At 61.9% G+C, this 20,978-nt stretch carries 6 protein-coding genes; 1 reads left to right on the top strand and 5 read right to left on the bottom strand.

Features of this window, described 5'->3' with window-relative positions:
- Positions 1–280 precede the first annotated feature (280 nt).
- Complete coding sequence (locus tag GNK13_RS13495; RefSeq protein ID WP_164103076.1) at positions 281–14,053, bottom strand: FG-GAP-like repeat-containing protein; 13,773 nt, start codon at positions 14,051–14,053, stop codon at positions 281–283.
- A gap of 470 nt (positions 14,054–14,523) precedes the next feature.
- On the opposite strand from GNK13_RS13495, the gene GNK13_RS13490 reads away from it, so the two are divergent.
- Positions 14,524–15,897: a hypothetical protein gene (locus tag GNK13_RS13490; RefSeq protein WP_203329059.1), complete on the top strand. Its 1,374-nt coding sequence runs from the start codon at positions 14,524–14,526 to the stop codon at positions 15,895–15,897.
- A gap of 42 nt (positions 15,898–15,939) precedes the next feature.
- On the opposite strand, the gene GNK13_RS13485 is transcribed toward GNK13_RS13490, so the two are convergent.
- The 4 genes from GNK13_RS13485 to GNK13_RS13470 all read right to left on the bottom strand — a co-directional run bounded on the left by GNK13_RS13485 (position 15,940) and on the right by GNK13_RS13470 (position 20,867).
- Positions 15,940–17,055 (bottom strand): HD domain-containing phosphohydrolase, encoded by a 1,116-nt coding sequence (locus GNK13_RS13485; RefSeq protein ID WP_235935129.1) that lies wholly within the window; start codon positions 17,053–17,055, stop codon positions 15,940–15,942.
- A gap of 140 nt (positions 17,056–17,195) precedes the next feature.
- A complete protein-coding gene (locus tag GNK13_RS13480; protein ID WP_164103074.1) occupies positions 17,196–19,349 on the bottom strand; it encodes an ATP-binding protein in 2,154 nt (717 codons plus the stop codon).
- Positions 19,346–20,020, bottom strand: a complete 675-nt coding sequence (locus tag GNK13_RS13475) for a hypothetical protein (protein WP_164103071.1) — start codon at positions 20,018–20,020, stop codon at positions 19,346–19,348. Before GNK13_RS13475 ends, GNK13_RS13480 begins: the two co-directional genes overlap by 4 nt.
- Before the next feature lie 241 nt (positions 20,021–20,261).
- Positions 20,262–20,867, bottom strand: a complete 606-nt coding sequence (locus GNK13_RS13470; RefSeq protein WP_164103070.1) for a sulfotransferase family 2 domain-containing protein — start codon at positions 20,865–20,867, stop codon at positions 20,262–20,264.
- Positions 20,868–20,978 lie beyond the last annotated feature (111 nt).

The raw sequence follows: 20,978 nt of genomic DNA, 5'->3' as shown, positions 1-20,978 counted from the left end.
CCTCGGGCCTCGCAGCCCCGAAGTTTTCGCTGCAGCACCCGCGGCTAGCGCCCTCGGCTCAGGATTATTCGACAGAGCCTAGCTGTCGTGACCTCTCCGTCTTTCCGTTATTCCAGGGCATAATCTCGCGCGCCCCGATTCTTTTCGAGTCACACAGAGTAAAGCCGCGGTATGGAAATCCTACCGCCGATGGCGCGGCGCTCTGGAGCCAGCGGTAGAGCACATGCTTGGGCGTTCCCCCGTCAGCAAAGTAGCCGCCTGGCTCATCCGCACAAGGCGATCAGTCTGGACCGCCAGTTGGGATGGTTAGAATATTAATAATCGTATCCGACTGTTCTAAACCTGTCTTTGGATCAATCCGTCCATTGGGAACGCTATAGACATCCGGGTCTAGTCCTGGCAGCGGAAACCAATCTTTGATTTTGTCTTTGACTTTGTCCTTCAGCGTGGGGCCTTCGGCGGTCTTCACAAGCGGCCCCCCATAGTCGTTCAAGTTGATATCACAACTTGATGAAGCACCTTTATGCCCGGAGGGATCGACCATGCTTACCGGAGCATTTTCTACATAGCGGTACAAGTTTGGGTCACCGGACGCGTGACGAATAGGATCTTCCGAGATAAAACGTCCAATCGCGGAATCGTAGTCACGGGCCCGATAGTGATAAGTACCAAGATGGGAAATGTATTCTCGGGAAGTGAAACCGAATCGCGTCGTGCTCTCTATCGTCGCTGCGTCCACTGGTATTCCAAAGGTGTCATACAGGATCGAAACCAGCTGACCGGTCACTTGGTGAACTATATTTCTCACGCTATTCAGATGGTCCCCCAGTAGCCACTGCACATCGGCCGTGCTGCCTTCCTGAGCAAAGACTTGGTCGATTCCGGGGCCGTGGAAGTAACGCTTGTCGAGTGACGGTTCGGCGGGGCCCGCTCCGTCGGTGTCGACAAAGTCGAGGATCACGTCTTCGCGGTCATAAGCAAAATGCGTGATCGCCGCATCGACGGCATCGGCCGGAGTGGTGTCGACCGCTTTGGAAATCCGCCGGTCGAGCGCGTCGTAACGGAACTCGACCCGCTGCGTGGGCGTCCCGTCGGAGAGCTTGTCCGTCACGGAGGTCAGCCGATTGCGGTGGTCCCAGACAAACTCCCGATAATCGCCGCTCGAGATCTCGGTGCGGCGGACCAGATTGCCCTCGCCTTCGTACTCGTAGTCGAACGTGCCATCGGAGAGCAAGCGATTTCCGAGTCCTGTGACGTAGCTTTCGCCATGAAGATGCGAGGCGACGCGGTTGCCATTGGCATCGTACTGGTACGATTCGTCGCCGCGGATATCTCCATCACCGCGAGCAGCGCCGATCAACTGGTCGGTCGCGTCGTAGCTGTAAGTGGTCAGCCCGTCGATGTCTCGAATCGAAGTGATCCGACTGTCGACGTCATAGGTGAATTCGTAGAAGGCGATGTCCTCGCTGCCGTTGCGATGTCGCAGGTCGGCCAAACGATTGAGGGCGTCGTAGGTGTAATCGGTCGCGGCAACCAGAGTGTCGCCGCTGAGATCGGCAAAGCGATCGATCGACGCCAGTTGGCCCAAGCTGTTATAAGCCAGCTCGACACGCTTGTCCGCAACGCCGCTGCCGCTCTGCGAAAGCCGCGTCGCTCGGTTCAACGCGTCGTAAACGTACTCGGTCGTAGCGCCCGCGGTTCCGTCGACGGTGTCGGTTACCGACCGCACATTGCCCACAGCGTCGTGGGTGTACTGGAGCGATACCTCGGGAGCGCCGGGCGTTCCCGCACTGTCGACGCGGGTGACGCGGTCGCGGGCATCATAAATGAATTCGAGGGAACTGAAGGCGTCGGTGATGGAGAGCAGATTGCTAGCCCCGTCGTAGACATAATCGATCTCGTTCTCGCTCTCCGCACCCGAACCGACCCAAGTCTCGGCGATCAGTCGATTGAGATCATCATAAACATATTCGGTCGCCCGTCCGTTTCGATCGGTGCGGCGGATAAGATTATCAGCCGCATCGTAGTCATTCACGATGCTTTTGCCGAGTGCGTCGGTTTCTCGCACCAAGCGGTCGCGGAGGTCATACCCGAACCGCGTCACGTTCCCGACCGGGTCGGTTACTTGCGTGAGGTTGTTGTCCGCATCGTAACGGAAGGTGGTCCGTCCGCCGGCCGGATCCACCGTCTCCACTAAGCGATTCCGCGCGTCGTAGCGGTGCGAGGTTACCGCTCCGAGAGGATCGATGGTGCGCGACAGGTTCCCTCCGGCGTCGTACTCAAAGCGAGTTGTCTCACCCGTCGCGTCGGTCACTTCGATCGGCCGGTCTTGGGCGTCGTAGAGGGTAGTCGACTCGCTTCCCTCAGCGTCAACGACGCGCGTGACGTTGCCTCGCGGGTCGTACTCGAGGACGGTCACTGGCGACTCGAGGGGGCCGGTTCCATCGGGATCCGCATCGCGAGATTCGGTAACGCGGTTCAGCGAATCGTAGCTGAATTCCGCACGCGCGCCGTTCTCGTCGATGATCGCCGTGATGTTCCCCGCCGCGTCGTATTCAAAGTGTTGCGATGCCTGGTCCGACGTCCCGACGGCAACGGTAATCGTGACCAGACGCCCATAGCTGTCGTAATCATTGTCAGTGATCCGCCCGAGCGGATCGACAATCGTGTCGACGAGCCCCTCGGCGGTATAGGTAAAGCGGGTGACGAGGTCATCGGTTTCGTCGCTTTCGCTGTCCAGTTCCCCGACGACCTCCGTGGTCGACAGCCGGTTGCCATTTGCGGGATCGATCTCAAAAAGAGTTCGCCGCCCCAGATCATCCGTGACGCTCGTCATTTGGTGGAACTGGGGATCGTACGTAAAACGTCGGCCCGCCGAACCGATCGGTTTCGTTCCTGTCACCGTTAAGGGGATGTCCACCGCCCGCTGATAGTCACCCTCTGCCGTGCCCAGAAGTATGGAGAGGCTGCCATCGTCCTCGCTTGCCGATACCAGATCCGCGATGCCGTCCCCGTTGACATCTCCAGCGACAACGGACCGGGGCTCGGGTCCGACATAGAAGGCTCGGCCTGGAAAAGCTCCATCGCCGTCGTTTTCTAATACCGACAAGCTGGCGTCCGCTGCGTTCCCCGTCACCACGTCCAAGTCCCCATCCCCATCGCTGTCGAGCAATCGGATGACAAACGGCTCATCACCCGCGGCATATTCGTAGCGAGCTTGGAACTGTCCGTCGCCGCTGCCGAGGAACACGGCGATGCGGTCGTGGCCGCTGACGGCTGCGGCGATGTCGAGATTGCCATCGCCATCGAGATCTCCGAGTTCGACCGCTTCTGGATCGCCGGAGACCGCGAGATCGACAGCGGCTGCAAACGCTCCCCCTCCGCGACCGATCAACACCGAAAGGCTGGACGCGTTGCTGGTCACCAAATCGAGAATCCCGTCGCCATTGACGTCGCCGACCGCCACGGACCGCGGGAAGTCGTCGACCACGAGGTCCGCATCCCGCGGATCGAGCGGAGCGAAGCCGCCTGCGCCGTCGCCTCGCATGACGACGACTCGCCTTCCCCCCATGCTCCGGAGTAACAGGTCGGCGACCCCATCGCCATCAAAATCACCCGTCGTCAAATCATCGACTGAGCCATCGACGTTAATCTCCAACGATGGTTGGAACGCTCCATTTCCCTCATTGATCAAGACCGACAACGGCGTATGCGGAGCGAAACCGTGCTGAGTGGATCCGAGCAGCACGAGGTCGAAATCTCCATCTCCGTCGATATCCTCGCTGGCGAGTGCAACCGGCTGAGTCCCCTCGCTCAAGGTCACATCGATCGGATCGGCGAAGCTACCGTCAGCCGCACCGGCGAGCACGACGAGTCGGCCAGTCGCGTCGTCCAAAAAGCGATCATCTAGCATCGCTGCGATGAGATCGCGAATCCCATCGCCAGTGGCATCGGCGACGACCAGCGAGGTCACGGGGAAATTGAAGCTGCTGGAAAGAGGCACTGAGACGGCTGGGGCAAATGTTCGGTCGCCATTCCCATAGTGCAACTGGGCTTGTTGATTCCAGGACGTCACCAGATCGAGTGCCCCGTCGCCGTCGAGATCCTCGATCGAGGCCATGCTGCCCCGAACCACCGTGCTCTCGGGGCTCCCGAAGGTGCCCTCCCCATTGCCCGCGAAGACGAGCGTGACGCCGGTGGTGCTGACGATTGCATCCGAGGCGCCGTCTCCGTCGAGGTCTTCTAGCGACACCGCGAGTGGATAAACGTTCCCGAGCCTGAATCGCCTTTGTGTCGTCAGGCCGCCGTCGCCATCGCCCGAAAGCACAATGAGCCGGCCGCTCCCAGTACCATCGACCGCGACAACGACAACATCGACGGTGCCGTTCCCATCGAGATCGTCGGCGGCTAGTCCAGACGGATTCGCGAGATCCACATCAAGCGACACGTCCGTGGCAGTGAAACCGCCATCGCCGCGGCCGAGCAGCACCGAGAGCGTCAGTCCGGTCGTGCCGTAATAGGTCCCGTTGGCGGTGACCACGTCACGGATCCCATCGCCATTGAGATCGACGGAGAGGTGAGCGACGGGCGCGGGTCCGGTCCGGTCGATCCGGCCTGGGAAGGTCCCGTCGCCGCGTCCTCGCAGGACCGACACCGAATCGCCGTATGCGTTGGCGGTGACGATATCTAACACGCCGTCGCCGTCGAGATCGGCTAGTCGCAAGGATTCTGGGAAAGTTCCGACTGCATATTCAACGCTGCTGCTGAAGCTTCCGTCTCCTGCACCGAGCAACACGTGGACGCTGGAGTCGGAGTAAGATTGGTTCGTCGTGACGATGTCGAGAATTCTATCGCCGTTAACATCTCCGGCCGCCACGGCCCCGGCCATGGTGTCCAGCAGCGTGTTTGAGGCGGGGCCAAAAGTGCCGTCGCTCTGACCGAGCAGCACCGACACAGCTCCGCCCGAGTTGCCATGGTATCCGCTGCTGACTAAATCGACATGCCCGTCCTGGTTGAGGTCCGCCAAAGTCACTGCGGTAGGCCATACATCGTCGCCGACGGAATAACGCGTCGCGAACTCATACACGCCTTGCCCATTACCGAGCAGCACCGAGAGGCTAGGGTTATCGTTATTGACCGCGATCAAATCTTCGACACCGTCCCGATTCACATCGCCGCTGGCCAGCCCATAGGCGTATCCCCCGGAATGCTGCACCGCTCCCGGGAAAGTCCCATCGCCGTTGTTCCGCAGCATGGTAACGCTGGCCTGCTCTTCATTGGCTGCGACGATATCCAAGTCGCCATCGCCATCGCTGTCGAGCAAGCTCAAGTCGACCGGCTCCTCTCCCATGGCGTACTCGCGGCGGGGCTGATAACCGCCGGCTCCGTCAGCCAAAAAGACCGCGATGCGATCGACACTCTCGAGAGCGACGACGATATCGGGTATTGCATCACCGTTAAGATCTCCCAACACGACGTCCTCGACATAACCAGTCGCAGGGAGTTCCGCGACCGCGTCAAAACCCCCGCCGCCTTGCCCGCGGAGCACGCTGACGCTTTGGTAGTTTCCTGTCACTAGGTCCACCATTCCGTCGCCATCCAGATCGCCAGCGGCCACGGCTCCCGACCATTCTCCCGCAGGGATGTCCGCGGCTCGGCGATCGAATGGAGCAAATTTTCCTGTCCCATCGCCCGCCATCAGGAGAACCCGATCACCCTCACGCCAGCTCCCCAACAAGTCGAGATCGCCATCGCCATCGACGTCAACTAAGGACAATTCGTTGGTCTCGATCCTGTACTCGAGCGGCGTTTCGACCGGTGCGGCGAATGTCCCATCCTCTTGTCCGGCTTCGAACCAGAGGCTGCTGCCTTCGTCCCACGTCGAGTTCGGAGCGAGGGTGATTACGTCGAGGTGACCGTCTCCGTCGAGATCGCCGACGGCGGTCTTCTGGTACACGCTCGGCAGACTCGCGAGGCGGCTCAGGGACAACCCATAAAGCCCGGTAACGCCGCTGCCTCCGTCGCTGCCGCCGGCGACTTCCGGATCGTAGGTCCAATGCGAAATGTCGCTGACGCCGAGGTAGTAGAAGCCGTCGGCCGGGGCCGCAAAGCGAGTAAAATCGTTGGACTGGGAGATCTCATTCCCGCGATCATCAAAGACTCGCAGCAGCGGCTCGAACGAGTCAAAACCTAGGACGCGAGCAGCAAACCCCTCACCGGCCGATAGCTCGACGCGGTACAGGTCGACATCGCTGCTCCCGTCGGCGTTGTCGCCAATCCGCGAGCCCACTGTGAGCGTCCCGGCCAGGGGAAGGTCGACCCGCGTCGCCGTCGACAGAACTGGCCCAGCGTCGAAATCGAAGGAGGTCACGCTGCGGGGTGGTTCCGCAAACGTTCCATCTCCTCGCCCCAAATGGACCTCCGTCCCGAGCAGGTCGCCGTTCTGTACGTTCGCGACGATATCGAGCAGCCCGTCGCCGTCGGCATCTGCCAACTGAAACGTCTGCACCGAACCTTGGAGAAGAATCTCCTGGGCATCACCGAACGTTCCCGGTTCAGCTCCACCTGGCCAGACGACAATGCTGCTGTCGCCTTCTGCGGCAACGACCACATCGAGACGCCCGTCCCCGGTCACTTCGCCGATCGCCATCGAGTCGACCCACACCCAGTTCTCCACCAGCGGGTCGGCAAAGGTTCCGTCTCCGCTGCCGAGGAGCACCATCAGTTCCGATCCGGTACCGATGATCGCATCGCGGGCCCCGTCGCTGTCGATATCACGGAGCAAAATCACGGCATGTCCATAGCCGGCCAGCGGGAGGCGGTCCTGAATCGTGAACTCGCCGCCGCCGTTGCCGCGCAGCACCGTCAATCCTCCCCCCTGCGACTCATCGAGCACGACCAGCTCGACCGCCCCGTCGCCATCGAGATCGGCTGCGTCGAAGTCGCGGAGGCTACCGGCGGCGAGCTCCAGGGCGATGTGGGTGGGCGTCTCGAAGCTGCCATCGCCGCGGCCCATGGCGACCGAAAGCGATGCCCCGGAGGCCGATTCGTAACTCGTATTGGCGGTGATCAGATCGAGCACTCCATCGCCGTTCAGATCCACCGTCCGGTGGGCGATCGGCTCGTCGGCAGTCCGCGCGATCCGTCCCGGAAAAGTCCCGTCGCCGCGACCGAGGAGCACCGAAACCGAATCGTCGGCCGCATTGGCCGTGACGATGTCCAGAGCTCCATTGCTATCGACATCGATCAACTCGAGCGATTCGGGCTCATTGCCGACGGCGTAGTCGACGCGGCCGCTGAAGCTGCCATCGCCATCGCCGATCAGCACCGACACAGCCGAATCGGAGTAGCCATCGCTCGCCGCGACGATATCGATCGCTCCGTCACCATTCACGTCGCCCACCTCAACAGCGATCGGATTCTGTCCGACTTCGAAGTGGCGTGGGGAACCGAGCGATCCATCCCCATTGCCCAGGAGGACCGCGATTCGCCCGAGCCAATAGTCCTCGGTGGCAGCCACCACCACGTCGGCGCGTCCATCCTGATTCACATCCGCAACCGCGACCGCCAGCGCTTGATGGTTCTCACCGAGCGAATAATCCGCCGCGAGGGCGTAGCTGCCGCTGCCGCCGAGCAGGACGGACACCGTTCCCTCCTCGTTCGCGGTGACCAGGTCGTCGACGCCATCGCCATCGAGATCCCCCGCGGCGACCGCGTTTGCCGAGCCTCCCGTGTGCAGCACCAGACCTGGAAAAGTTCCGTCGCCGTTGTTTCGCAGCACCGTGAGGCTGGCGTCCTCCTCGTTGGCGGCGACTACATCCAGATCGCCATCGCCGTCGCTGTCGAGCAAACTCAGCCCGACCGGTTCACCCCCCACGGCATACTCGCGGCGAGGCTCGAAGCTGCCGTCCCCCTTGCCGATAAACACGGCGACCCGGTCGAGCTCTCCGAGAGCAGCGACGAGGTCGGCGACGCCATCCCCGTCGAGATCTCCGATCGCCACCTCCTCGACCTCGGCGGCGAGAGCCAGCTCCAGCGGTTCGCCAAAAGCCCCTCCGCCGGCACCGATCAGCACCGAAACGCTGGCGTCATTCCCCGTCACCACATCCGCGATGCCGTCTCCATTGAGGTCTCCGATTGCGAGTGCCACGGGCCAGGAACCGACCGACACGTCCGCCGAGCGCGGCGAGAACGGTGCGAAGCCTCCCCCGAATTGTCCGGCCAATTGCACGATGCGGTTGCCATCGCTCCACGCAGCGAACACGTCGAGGATGCCGTCGCCATCAAGATCGGCCAAGCGGAAATCGTCCACCTCCACCGCATACTCAAGTGGCGTCTCTACCGGCGGCGCGAGCGTTCCATCGCTCTGCCCGGCCTGGAACCAGAGGCTGCTCGAGCCGCCCCACCAGCCCTCGGACGCAAACGTGACGGCGTCGACGAATCCGTCCCCGTCCACGTCGGCGAACCGCGTGCGTTGATCGTCGCCCGGAAGCGAACCGGCCCGGCTGAGCGTCAACTGGTAGTCGCCGGTACTCCAACCGCTCCCACTTTCGGGAACGGTCGGGTCGTAGCCGAAGTTCGAATAACTGCTAACGCCGACGTAGTAGACGCCGTCTTCGGGCACGGTGAACCGAAGAGCGGGATCGAGATCCGCTGTATCGTCATTGCTGTAGAGCGGGGTCCCACTGCTATCGAACACTCGCAGAATGCTATCGATCGAGCTCAGCTCAATCGAACGCGCGTCGACATCAATGACAAATCCCTCCCCGGCGGTGAGTTCGACGCGGTAGAGGTCGACGTCACTGCTACCGAAACTGTTGTCACCGATGCTGCTCTGCAGTCGCACCCGCCCCTCCGACGGGACGTTGACGGTGAGCGCCGCGGCGAGCGTGTCTCCCACTTCCTCGCTGAGCACCGTTGCCGGATCGGCGGAAGCCAGAGCGAACGTGCCGTCTCCGGCTCCCAAAAGCACGGCCGCTCCCAGCAGTTCACCGTCGCGGAAATCCCCGACGAGGTCGAGGTTTCCGTCGCCATCAAAATCGAGCAAGTCGAACGAGCCGATCGAGCCGCCGACCGGCACGTAGGAGGGATCTGTGAAGGTTCCGTCCCCGGCTCCGAGTCGGAGTTCGACGCTGCTATTCGACGTTGAGCCTAGCACCGCGTCGATGCTGCCATCGCCGTTGACGTCGCCGAGCGCCAGCAGACTTCCCCATGCGCCGGGTTCGACCAACGGTGCGGAGAACGTTCCCTCACCGGAGCCCAGCAACACCAGCAACGCCGAGCCTGTGGTGGCCACCACATCGAGCGTTCCATCGCCATCCATGTCGGCCAGCGCAAGGGCCGAGAGATACCGGCCCTCGAGGTCGGTGCGACTGTTCGCCGTCAATCCACCGCTGCCGGTGCCGAGCAGCACCGCGAGACCGCCGCTGTCCGCATCATCGGCGACGACGATGTCCACCGCGCCATCGCCGTTAACATCGCCCGCGGCCAACGCACGCAGACTCCCTTCGTCAGTCCCCAGCGAGACTTCCGACGTCGTGAAACTCCCGTCGCCATCGCCGATCAGAACCGACAGCGACGCTCCGGGGACAGTATCGTAGGAGCCGTTCGCGGTGACGATGTCGACGACGCCGTCTCCGTTCAGATCGGCCGCCACCTGCGCCGTCGGACTTTCCCCGGTCCGCGCGATCGGGCCCGGAAAGCTGCCGTCGCCCCGCCCGAGCAATACCGAAACCGAACTGGCAGCAGAGTTGGCTGTCACGATGTCGAGTGCGCCATCGCCATCGGTGTCGAACAATCGAAGCGCACTGGGATAGGCTCCGGTGGCGTAGTCGACGCGGTTGCCAAAGCCTCCCTCGCCGTCGCCGATCAAGACGCTGACGCTCGAGTCGGGATTGCCTCGATTGGCGGTGACCACATCGATTGCACCGTCGCCGTCGAGATCACCGACAGCCAGATCGGTGGCGTTTTGCCCCACGGAGAAGAGCCGCGGTGCGGCGAACGCGCCGGAGCCTTGGGCAACCAGGACGACGACGATGCTGTTATCAGACTCATCCTGTCCCACCGCGAGTGCATCCTCGCGGCCATCGCCGTTGACGTCCCCCAGGACCACCGAGTTCGGAGTGAAGTCGCTTGCGAAAGTTTCTCCAGCAGCCGTCAGTGAAATTCCATCGGCGACACTCAGCAGGTTGCCGTGAACATCATAGGTAAACCGGGTGGCATTTCCTCGAGCGTCGATGCGCGTGGTCACCAGGTTGGACTCCGGATCTCGCTCGACCGTGGGAAGAGCTCCGAGGGAATCCATCGCCGCGACCGCTTGTCCCCGTTGATCAACGATGGTGCGGCGAGCATTGCCATTGGCTGCGACGTACTGTGCCTCTGCCTCTCCTAGATCGGAAGCAAGAGGCGGATTGAGCGGGTCAATCGTCGCCTCGGCTCGCATCAAACCTTGCACCTGCACCGGTTGGACGCGCACCTCGGTGCCGTCTTTGCGGATCGCCCCCGTCGCCCGGCCGTGGAATCCGTACAAGGTTTCTTCGCGGTTCCCCCGCTGGTCGATTTCGGAGGTCAGATGGTGTTGGGCATCGTAGGCGAACGTCCGGGCCGAGCCATCGGGATCGACGATGCGAGTTAGATTCCCGCTGGCGTCATGCTCCAGCGTCGTCGTCCGCTCCGCCGGATCGGTGATCCGAACGAGCTTGCCGTTTTCGTACTCAAAGGTCGTCTCCAGCCCGACCGGATCGATCATTTTGATCAGATTCTTGCCGCTGTAGACGTATTCGGTGCGGTTCCCGTTGCGATCGGTGATGCTCGCTAGCTGATTGTCGGCGTTGAAGAGATACACCGTCTGATCGTGCATCGTGCGTTGGAATACTCCCTCGGCGGTCCGCTCCATCACGGAAAAATCGCCGGGAGTGGACTGATATGGCGCGCCGGCGGTCGGCGGTGTTTTGTAAATCAGTTCCCTGCCATCGCCGTCGATCAGCAGCAACGAGCCGTCCGGATTTTCGACGATCTCTTGCAAACCGGCGATGCCCCAGCCTGCTCCCACAGCACTCGAGACGGAGTTGACGTGATAGAGCGAACCTCGCGAGGGCGACATCGTGCCGGCGAATCCTGCGTCGGTCAGCTGCAGCAATCCGGTGCTCAGCGTGTAGTCATATTTTCCGGTAGGCAGACCGCTCATGTCGGCCTGCATCGCGATCTCGTTGTCGCCACCGCGAACCGCGAAAAGATGCTCACCGCCTGCAAGATTCAGGTGAGAGACATCGACCAGTTCGAAGCTGAAATGCAACTCATTCCCAGGCTCGGGATAGTAGCTCGGCGTAACCGTGACCGTATAGCTTCCAGACTGCGGGAGGAGAATCGGCTCGCCTGTTCCGGTCGGAATCGACGTACCATCGGGAGCGGTTAATTCGATGTTGAGCCAATAACTGGGGAACGTCGCAATGTTTTGGATCGCAAGATACTGACCGGCGTTTGCATCAAAAGCTTGCGTATGTTCGCGAATCTCCGTCCATGGATCGCCAAGGAGGGCTTCGCGGAACCTCCCGCTCACCCCAATCCGCTCGGGGACTCCTTCGGGCCGAGCCTGCGGCTGGTAGCCGGGGACGGTGACGCGGATGTCATTGCGTTCGATCGTCAGACGCGAGACCAGCCGCAATGAGTCGCTCTGGGTTACGCCGCTGTATCCGGCATGCACGATCGGCCGCGGGTCGGCCCGCAGCGAGTCGTAGGTCAGGCGGACGCCCCGGCTGACGCCGAGCGACTGATAGGTGGGGAGCGCGTGGCTTTCCATCACTGCTCCGGAATGGAATTGGACTTCGGAAGTGAAGTCGCCACCTGCTCCACACGGATCGCACTCGGGATCTTCGTTACGAGGGTTCTCTTCGGGATCCTGCGGCTCGGGCGGATCGGGAGTGAAGAAGTGCCAACTGCTGTTGCGGATTCCGTCTTCGATCGTTTCGATCACGCTGCCATCGTCGCTGACGCGTCCCTTGCCTGCGATTTCAAACTCGCCGGTCGTGGGGTTGATCGACATCAGGTCCATCAGCGTCCCCGGCGCCCACCCCGCCCGGTTCGGCAGCGTCAACGGAGCCGGCGTGCTGAAGACCATCTCGCCCGGCTGGATCGTCACCACGGTGTCCGCGAGCATGTTCTCCGGTAGAGCGGCCGGCGTCAGACTGGGCGGGACTTCGGTGATGCTCAGCACTCCGTCGAAGGGCGTGCCCTGCAGATTCATCAGTGTGCCAGCTTCGACAAACACCTCCGCGGTCTCGCCCGGCGCGAACTCTTGAGCGACCGTCGTAGCGACGTTCGGGTCGACGCTCGAACCCCCGGCAATGTCCAGCTTCGGAAGATAGATCGGTCGCGGGATCACGTTCCGAGCGCCGCTGAAAACTTCGTGCTCGAGCATCAGCGGCAAGCGTTCGGCGATGAACGGATAGGCTACGCCCTCGCCGGCATCGTACTGATCGCCGCGGATCTTGAGCGTGTCGCTGACGAGCGGACCGGAACCCAGATCGAGCGTGAAAACTCCCTCGTCGTCGGTTAAGGCTTGGACGGCGCCGATCTCGACCAGCATTCCGGCCAGCGGTGTGCCGTCGACATCGAGCACCCGCCCAGCGACGCGCGTCGTGGTCAGCGGATCGGCAACGACAGTCAACTCGACCGTTTGCTCCACCCGCTCGAGCCCGTCCCGCACGAAGACGTTGAACTGGTAGGTGCCGAGTTGCGAAGGGGAGGGGGAGAAGACGAGCGTCCCGTTGTTCCGCATCCGCGTCGTTGGCATCGTCGGGGCCGGCACCAGGCCGAACTGCAAGCGATCCCCGTCGGGATCCGTCGCATTGAGCGAGAGTTCGACGACGTCACCAGCGGTCACCGTGAGCGGCGCGATCGGTTGCAGCGTCGGCGCCCCATTCGGCTCGCCCACCCAAACTTCCGCGTCCAGCGAAAAGGGCTTGAGCGTGGGCGTGTCGATCACGAGCTCGACGTAACCCGAGCGAGCGTTCTGCCCGAGACCTCCGGCCGCAATCGCGTGCCGCAGGTTGAGATAGGGGTGACCGGCGGCGGTCGTTCCCGAGCGATTGCGGAGCGTCACTCCCTCGGGAAGCCCCGGGAGAACCACCGCCACGTTCCGTCCGACCGCAGTGCCAAGGTTCCGCGCTCGCACGGCCGCTCGGTACTCGCCTCGACTGCTGTCAAACTGTATCGCCGTGACATCGAGCTGAATCTCATCGGAGGAGGTCAACGAGGGAACGTCCAGCGCTCCGGCCGCGGCCACGGTTTCCTGCTCCGCGGCGACGACCTCGGCCGCCGCGCCTTCCGGATCGACGACGTTGGCCAACGAGTGGAGGATGACGCTCGAGCCGCGGTCGTCGTCACTGTTGATCAACTGAAAGACCAACTCGCCTGCCTCGGCCCCCTCGACCTCCGTCAGATCGATCTCGACCACGCTGCCGTCAAAACGCACCGCGCCGGCGGCGTACTCGGCGCGGGAACCGGCGAGCGTAAACAGCGCCCCTCCAGGCCTTCCCCCAGCGAGAACCGTCTTCGCCGGATCGAGTGGGTCGCGGAGATAAACCGCCAACGTATCCTCGACCGCCGAGTTCGGATCCGAAGTATCGAAATCCGCGTCGATGGCAAAGCGATAGGTCCGCGAACCCTCCGGTTGTCCGAGCCCAATCGTGACGGACATCTCGCTCGCGGCATTGCTCCCCTCGCCCAGCGCGTAGCCGCCGGATCGTCCGCGATTCAGCGCGTTGATCAGCTGCAGAGCGTCGAGCGGAGTGATTCGGCTGTCGCCGTTGACGTCGTAGAAGTGGCTCTCCTCGCTCGGCCTCTGCGGCTCCAGCAGCCGAGCCCCGTTGCGATTCAAATCATTGATCACGACCAGGGGATCGAGCGGCGAGATCCGCTGGTCCTGGTTGACGTCCAATGCGTCGGCTGGATTCCGCCACGCCGCAGCGAGCAACCGCCGCGGCTCGAGCGACTCGAACAGGATGCGGCGATTTCGGCGGCTTCTAGCCCGTCTTGAGCTGTCTTCACGTGACATCGCTGTCGCTCCAAAGAATCGGCGCTAAGAGACTGGTCGGAAAGCAAGGTGCGGCCAGTATACCCCTGCGTCTGGTGCGTGGCGACGCCCCTGCCAGGGTGACGCCTCTGCCGGGATCAATTGGCGCAACCTCCTGCCCACGAATAGCCGCAGGATGGCGGGAAGCACGCGAAGAGCACGAAGAAAGTGGAGGCGGGGAGAACCGAACGGCGGAGAGGACGGAGAACGTGGATTTTGGAGTCTTGATCCTCCCCCTTTCCTCTGCGCTCTCCGTGGGATCCGCGGTCCCTCCCGCACCGCACCTCCATCCGTCCGATCCGCCACCCCCGCGCCGACAATCTTTTTTGCCCCTGGGACGGCAGGTGTCGATACAATGCGCCCGCACCGCCCCCCCCAACCGACTTCCACGGGGGCTCCACTGGTGCGGAACTGGACCGATCGAGACGCTCACCCGACAGAGGAACCAACCGATGATGATTCGCTCTTTAACTCTCGTAGCATGCTGCATCACCGCGTCACTACTGAGTGCCGCCGAGCCGGTGGCGATCGGCTCTCGTCTGGAGCTGTTCGTCGACGACTTCCTCATCGCCGAGCAAATCGGCGACGTCCAGCAGCACCTCCATCAACCCACCGCCCGCGAAGTCGTGCTCGTCACCGACGAGCCCTGGGAAGGGAACACCAGCGCCTACTACACGATGTTCCAGGACGGGGACCTGTACCGCATGTACTATCGCGGTTCCCATGCCGACGAGAAAACGCAGCGCGGTACGCACCCGGAAGTCACCTGCTATGCCGAGAGCCGCGATGGCATTCACTGGACCAAGCCGAAACTGGGACTCGTCGAGTATGAAGGTTCCAAAGCCAACAACATCATCCTCAAGGGCTTAGGATCGCACTGCTTTGTAGCCTTTAAAGATCAGAACCCGGAGGCTCCGCCGGAAGCTCGCTATAAGGGCATCTCGCGTGGACCGAAGGGGCTGTATGCGTTTCAGTCCGCCGATGGAATCCGCTGGTCGCTGATCCAGGACTCGCCAGTGATCACTAAAGGGGCGTTTGATTCGCAGAACTTGGCGTTCTGGGATCCGCACACGAAGAAGTATGTCGACTACCACCGAGCATTCATCGGCGGGGTCCGCGCCATTATGACCTGCACCTCCGACGACTTTGTGAACTGGACCGATCCCGTTCCGCTCGAGTACGGCGACGCACCGAGCCAGCACCTCTACACCAACGCAATCCGTCCGTACCCGCGCGCTCCCCACATTCGGGTTGGGTTTCCCACTCGCTTTCTGCCCGATCAAAACGCGCGAGTCGAGCCGATCTTTATGTCCAGCCGCGACGGGGTGAACTTCCATCGCTGGAACGAAGCGGTGATCCCTCCCACCGCCCCCAAAGATCGCGATGGCAACCGTAGCAATTACATGGCCAACGCGCTGCTCAGTCTGCCCGAGAGCGACCGCGAATATGCGGTCTACGGGACCGAAGCCTACTACGCGGGGCCCGACAGCCGTCTTCGCCGCTTCACCTACCGGGTCGACGGGTTCGTCTCAGTGCGCTCGGGCGATGCAGGGGGCGAACTGCGAACCAAGCCGCTGACGTTCTCAGGCGATACATTGGCGCTGAACTTCGCCACTCACGATGGGGGCACTCTCCGCGTGCATCTAGAAACCGCGGCCGGCGAGCCGATCGCTTCCTCCGAACCGCTGACCGGCGATGCCATCGCCCACACGGTCCCGTGGCCCCAGGGAACCGAGCTCGGTCAGCACGCGGGCAAGCCGGTGCGGCTACGATTCGAAATCAAGAACGCCGATCTCTACTCGCTACAGTTTCAGCCGGCCCATTGATTGGCGGCCCATTGAATAACGGTCCGCTGATTGGGCACCCAATCAGGCGTCGACATCGGCCAATTCGATGCGGACCCGGACGATTTGCTCGCGGCGGGCGAAGAACGCATCGAGCACCGCGGGGTCAAACTGAGTTCCTCGACCTTCCTCCAGGAGTTCAAAGCATTTTCCCAAGGGAAATTCGGCCTTGTAGATGCGTTTGGAACTCAGTGCATCGAAGACGTCGGCAACCGCGGTAATCCGTCCTTCGAGCGGAATCTCGGAGCCCGCGAGCCGCATCGGATAGCCCGTCCCATCCCAACGTTCATGGTGGGTCAAGGCGATCCGCTTGGCCATGGCGAGAATCGGGGAGCGAACGTTCTCGAGAATGTTCGCTCCGAGTTCCGCGTGGTTGCGGATGATCTCAGCTTCGCGTGCTGGAAGACAGTCCACAATCTTCTTGCCAAATCCACAATGCTTCTGCATCACCTCATATTCTTCAGGCGTCAGCTTTCCCGGCTTCAACAGGATCGCGTCGGGAACCCCGATTTTACCAACGTCATGCAACTGGGCGGCCGGTTCGAGGACTTCCAGAAAATCTTTGGATAGCCCGAGCTCCTCTCCGATGATGCGGGCATAACGGCCCACGCGGATGATGTGCTGTCCTGTATCATCATCGCGGAATTCCGCGGCCCGAGCCAGGCACTGGATGACTTCCAGTCGAGAAGCCTCCAGCTCCGCGGTGCGTTTCCGCACGGCAAGTTCGAGTTCTTCGGAATACCCGCGGAGCCGATCTTGATAAGACTTGACCGTCAGCACGTTGCGGATTCGGGCCAGCATCTCTCCTTGATGGACAGGCTTCGACAGCAGATCCGTCGCGCCGCACTGCAGCGCCTCGAGTTTCGTCTCATCGGTCGACGTTGCCGTCAAGATGACCACGGGAATGGTGGAGAATTCAGAATCCGCGCGGAGCGCCTTCAGAATCTCCAGCCCATTCACTTCCGGCATGTGGATATCTAAGAGAATGAGATCTGGCCGAAACTGCTCGACCATCGGAAGCGCATCGACGGCGAAGTCGGTCGAGCGGATGCATTGGTAGCCCTCCATCTCCAGATAGCCTTGGACGACTGCGATATTCAGCGGCTCGTCATCCACGATCAGGATTCGAGACTGTTTCACATCCCGCAACTTCGCCTCTCGCAACGGCGCTCGATCCCCGGATGCCGAAGCACCCGTCGGAAGCGCCACTTCCGAATGTGCGGTTGTTAGTTCCAAGGTAAGCATGGGTATAAGATTCCGAGGAGTCGTCTCACGGAGTGCTAGACAGCCACGCCGGCGATGCGATCGACGAGTGAATGCAGCTCGAGAAGTGTCGTATGTACCGCAGCCGCGTTCTTCTGCTTTGCGTGCTGCTCCAAGTTCTGGGCCGGTGCAGTGAGGCAGTCGAAGCCGACGGTTCCTCCCGAACCTTTTAGCCAATGGGCGAGGCTTGCCAGTTCATCCCATTCGCTAGCCTCATACGCGATCTGCATCTCATTGACTCTGTCAGCGAGTTTGAGGACAAATTCGTCGACGATCCGGCGAAACGCGGGTAGTTCGAGTGGCAGCGTCGAAACAATCGGATCGCCGCTCTCGGTGCGTGATCCGCTCGCGGGTTCGCCGACGGCAGTCTGCACCGTGTCGAGCAGTTGATCGATCTGGACGGGTTTCGACAGGAACCCGCTGCATCCAGCTTGAAGGCATTTCTCTCGATCGCCGCGCATGGCGTGTGCCGTGAGTGCGATGATCGGCAGCTCACAGCCGGCCGCCCGAAGCGTTCGCGCCGCGGTGTAGCCGTCCATGACCGGCATCTGCATGTCCATCAGAATCAGGTCGAAGGTTCCGTCCGTGGCGATCTCGACCCCTTCTTGGCCATTTGTGGCGCACACGACCGAAGCTCCCGCCTCGCTGAGGACAAGCGAGATTAACTGCCGGTTGGTTTCCCCATCTTCCACCAAAAGGATGCGAGCCGACGTCAGCGAGTACGACTGGAAGTCCGACTTGGAACCTGACGTTCTGGAGCGGAAGGCTTCGCAGAACGCTTCTTCCATGAACGGGACATCATCGAGCGGGCCTGTCTCGAGAGTGATGCGGAACGTGCTTCCGCGGCCAGGCTCGCTTTCGACGGATATCTCTCCACCGAGCTCACGGACGATATGCCGGCTGATCGCCAGTCCGAGTCCCGTCCCGCCGTACCTGCGGGTAATGGAGTTGTCGGCCTGGTCGAACGGCTGGAAGATTCGCTCCAGACATTCCGGTGCGATCCCAATCCCGGTGTCTTCGACTTCGCAGACCAGTCTCGGCTCCGGCCCGACCGGATCAACCGCAGCCCGAATCAGGACATGGCCCGACTCGGTGAATTTGATCGCGTTGGCGGCGAGGTTCATCAGCAATTGGCGGAGACGGGCCGGGTCGGTGACGATCGTCTCTGGAACCGGTGTGGTCCACTCGCATTCGAGCCGGATTGCTTTTTCCTGAGCTCGCACTCGCAGCACCGACAGGACGTCGGAGAGAATCTCGTGCGGTGAGCAGGCGATCCGCTCGCACTCCATCCGGCCTGCCTCGATCTTGGAGAGGTCGAGAATATCATTGATCAGAGTGAGTAGGTGCTGACCGCTCGACTGAATCGTATCGAGATATTTTTCTTGCTGCTCCACCGAACCGACGTCGCGCCGCAACACTTCGGTAAACCCAAGGATCCCCGTCAGAGGTGTGCGAATCTCATGGCTCATGTTCGCCAGGAACGCACTCTTCGACGCGTTCGCTTCCTCTGCTAGCTCTTTGGCCTGCTGGAGTTGTGCATGGTTGGACCGGAGCTGCGCGGTTTGGATTGCTCTCGTCCGCATCTCACGGACGCTTTGGCTAATGGAAATAATTAGAAACACGTCTTCGAACAGAACCCATCCGGCGTGCTCAAGCCAACGCCATTGGCTGGGGGCTAAGACGCCGAACACACTTTCCGGCCAGAAGAGCCCTCGCACCAAGTGATCGACCGCGACGACGATCGTCGGAGGGATCAGTAGCTTCCAGTCTCGATAGGCAGCGAGAAAAGCGAGCGAGCCAAAAATGTGAAAGTGCGTTTCGATCCGGCCGCCGGTGATATGAATCAACAGCGAAGAGAAGAGAACCTGGGCGACCGCGATCGTATAACGCGTGAGGGTTTTTCCGGGAGCGAACCCGGCTAGTGCAACGGGCAAGCTGCAAAGGATGCCACCGAAGACAATCGCCAGCCACAGGTGAGGGTGGATGCTGCTCGTTGTCCCCGCCCACGTCTTGGGAGAGAGCCAAATGGCACCGCCGACCGCTGCAGCCCACTGCAGTAGCATCAGCCCAGCGAACATCCGATCGGTCCGCCGATAAATCTGCAACCGTTGTTCGGCGAGTAACGCCGCGGCGTCCGGCGTCAGGGGCAGGGAGGCGCTGCGTCCGATCATCTTCCGTCCTTCGCATCGGCGACCGCAGTGTGGGTCACTTGGGTCTGGGGAGAGGGGCAGTTCAGTTCACAACCAAACACAGGTGTGGTCCTGACGGGCGAGTCCTGATTCCAGAGGATTGCTTCGAGCGCGGCGCGTCCCGCATTGTCCCCCGCATGTCCGCGTCCCGCCGTGATGCCGCCGTGAAACAGCCGTTCGCCGCCTGGCGCGAACAGAAAGACTTCTCCCGAATTGCGGGCTCCGAAGCGACGATGCTCCACACCATCGAAGTCCATTCGTGAGGCCACCCCCGGAATCCTGCGGACACTCTCCCACAGATCCGTCTTCGCCCAATCCCGAGACGTGGATGTTGGACAGAGGAATAAGACCTGCGCATCCACTCGGCCCTCGCAACGCGTCATCAGGACGGCCAGCTCACTGATGCTCGACCGCGAGCAGGGGCAGCGGGGGTGGATGAACATCAGCAGGGTGGGGCGCGTCGTAGCCAAGCCGCAAGCCGTCTCCGCGGGCCACTGGTCGACGACCTCGTGCGCCGCGGCTGGCGTGTTCTCATACCACGATCCAACCACCGAGCCCGCGGCGACCAATCCTCCCCAGAGCACGGCCGCGACCACAGCGAGCGTGCTGTATTTCGAGGTGCTCGACTCCGGAGACTCCACGGGTAGCGACATCGGCAAACAAATTCCTCCGCCAGCCTCCCAACGGTGCAGGGTGGCGGCAGCGTGAGAACGGTTGAAAACGAACTGCCTGGAAGCACACTTTCAGCGAAACCGTAGCTCACCCTTTGCGAACAAGGAGGAAAAGCTCGGGACGGTGCCGTCATTTCCAGCCGAATCAGCCACCCCGGCGAATCACGCATCGCCGAATCCGAGGGAACCGAGGTGGTGCGATTCGCGCCGCCCGACTGCGCGGTCAGGGCGGCGGTGACGAGCTGGGGAGCAACGGGGCCAGTGAAGCCGGGCCGTCCGAAGAAGCCGGGCCGTCCGAAGAAGCCGCGGAGGAGTGGCGAGTCCACTGGTCCCAATCGTCCGGCCAGACCTGGCAGGCACGCTCGGCGACTGCGGTTCTCACCCCGGCCGGGTCCGCCAGCGTCGCGTTGAGTCGCGGTAACCGCTTCGAGAATTGCGGCCTGTAACCTCGAGCGGTGAACACGCGATCGAGGAGGAACCGTTCGAGTTCGGGGCCGACTGGAATGATCAGGTCCACCTCCTGGTAGTAGCTCATTTGGCTGCGGCTATGGAACGGGTGCATCGTCGGCAAGTCCGCCAGATAGCGATCGAGCGGTCGGCGATCGGGATCGTTCCGCCAGTGATACCGCCACAGGCTGAGCAGCCGCTCCGCCGGATCGCGGAGCGTGCCGAAGACGAAGTACCCCCGGCACGCTGTAGGGAGGTCCGTCGAGTGCTGGTCAGAAAATGCCTCGGAGCCTGCAAGTTGCGAAAGCCAAGCCCGAGTCGAAGTCGACGCCGTTCGAGGAGCGGCGACATAGACAAATCGATAGTGGCGATTAACGATCACAAGACAAGCTCCCACCCAAAGCTAGCTGGACAGCGCCACTTTGGATTGGTTCGGAGCGGGACGGCTCGCAGAAAAATCGTTTAACGGCAAGCCGAAGGCGACTGCTTTTTA

Source organism: Candidatus Laterigemmans baculatus, assembly GCF_010367455.1.
In the GTDB taxonomy this organism is placed as follows: Bacteria; Planctomycetota; Planctomycetia; order Pirellulales; family Pirellulaceae; genus Laterigemmans; species Laterigemmans baculatus.
The sequence above is the reverse complement of the archived record's forward strand: the minus strand, read 5'-3'. Positions and strand labels throughout refer to the sequence as shown.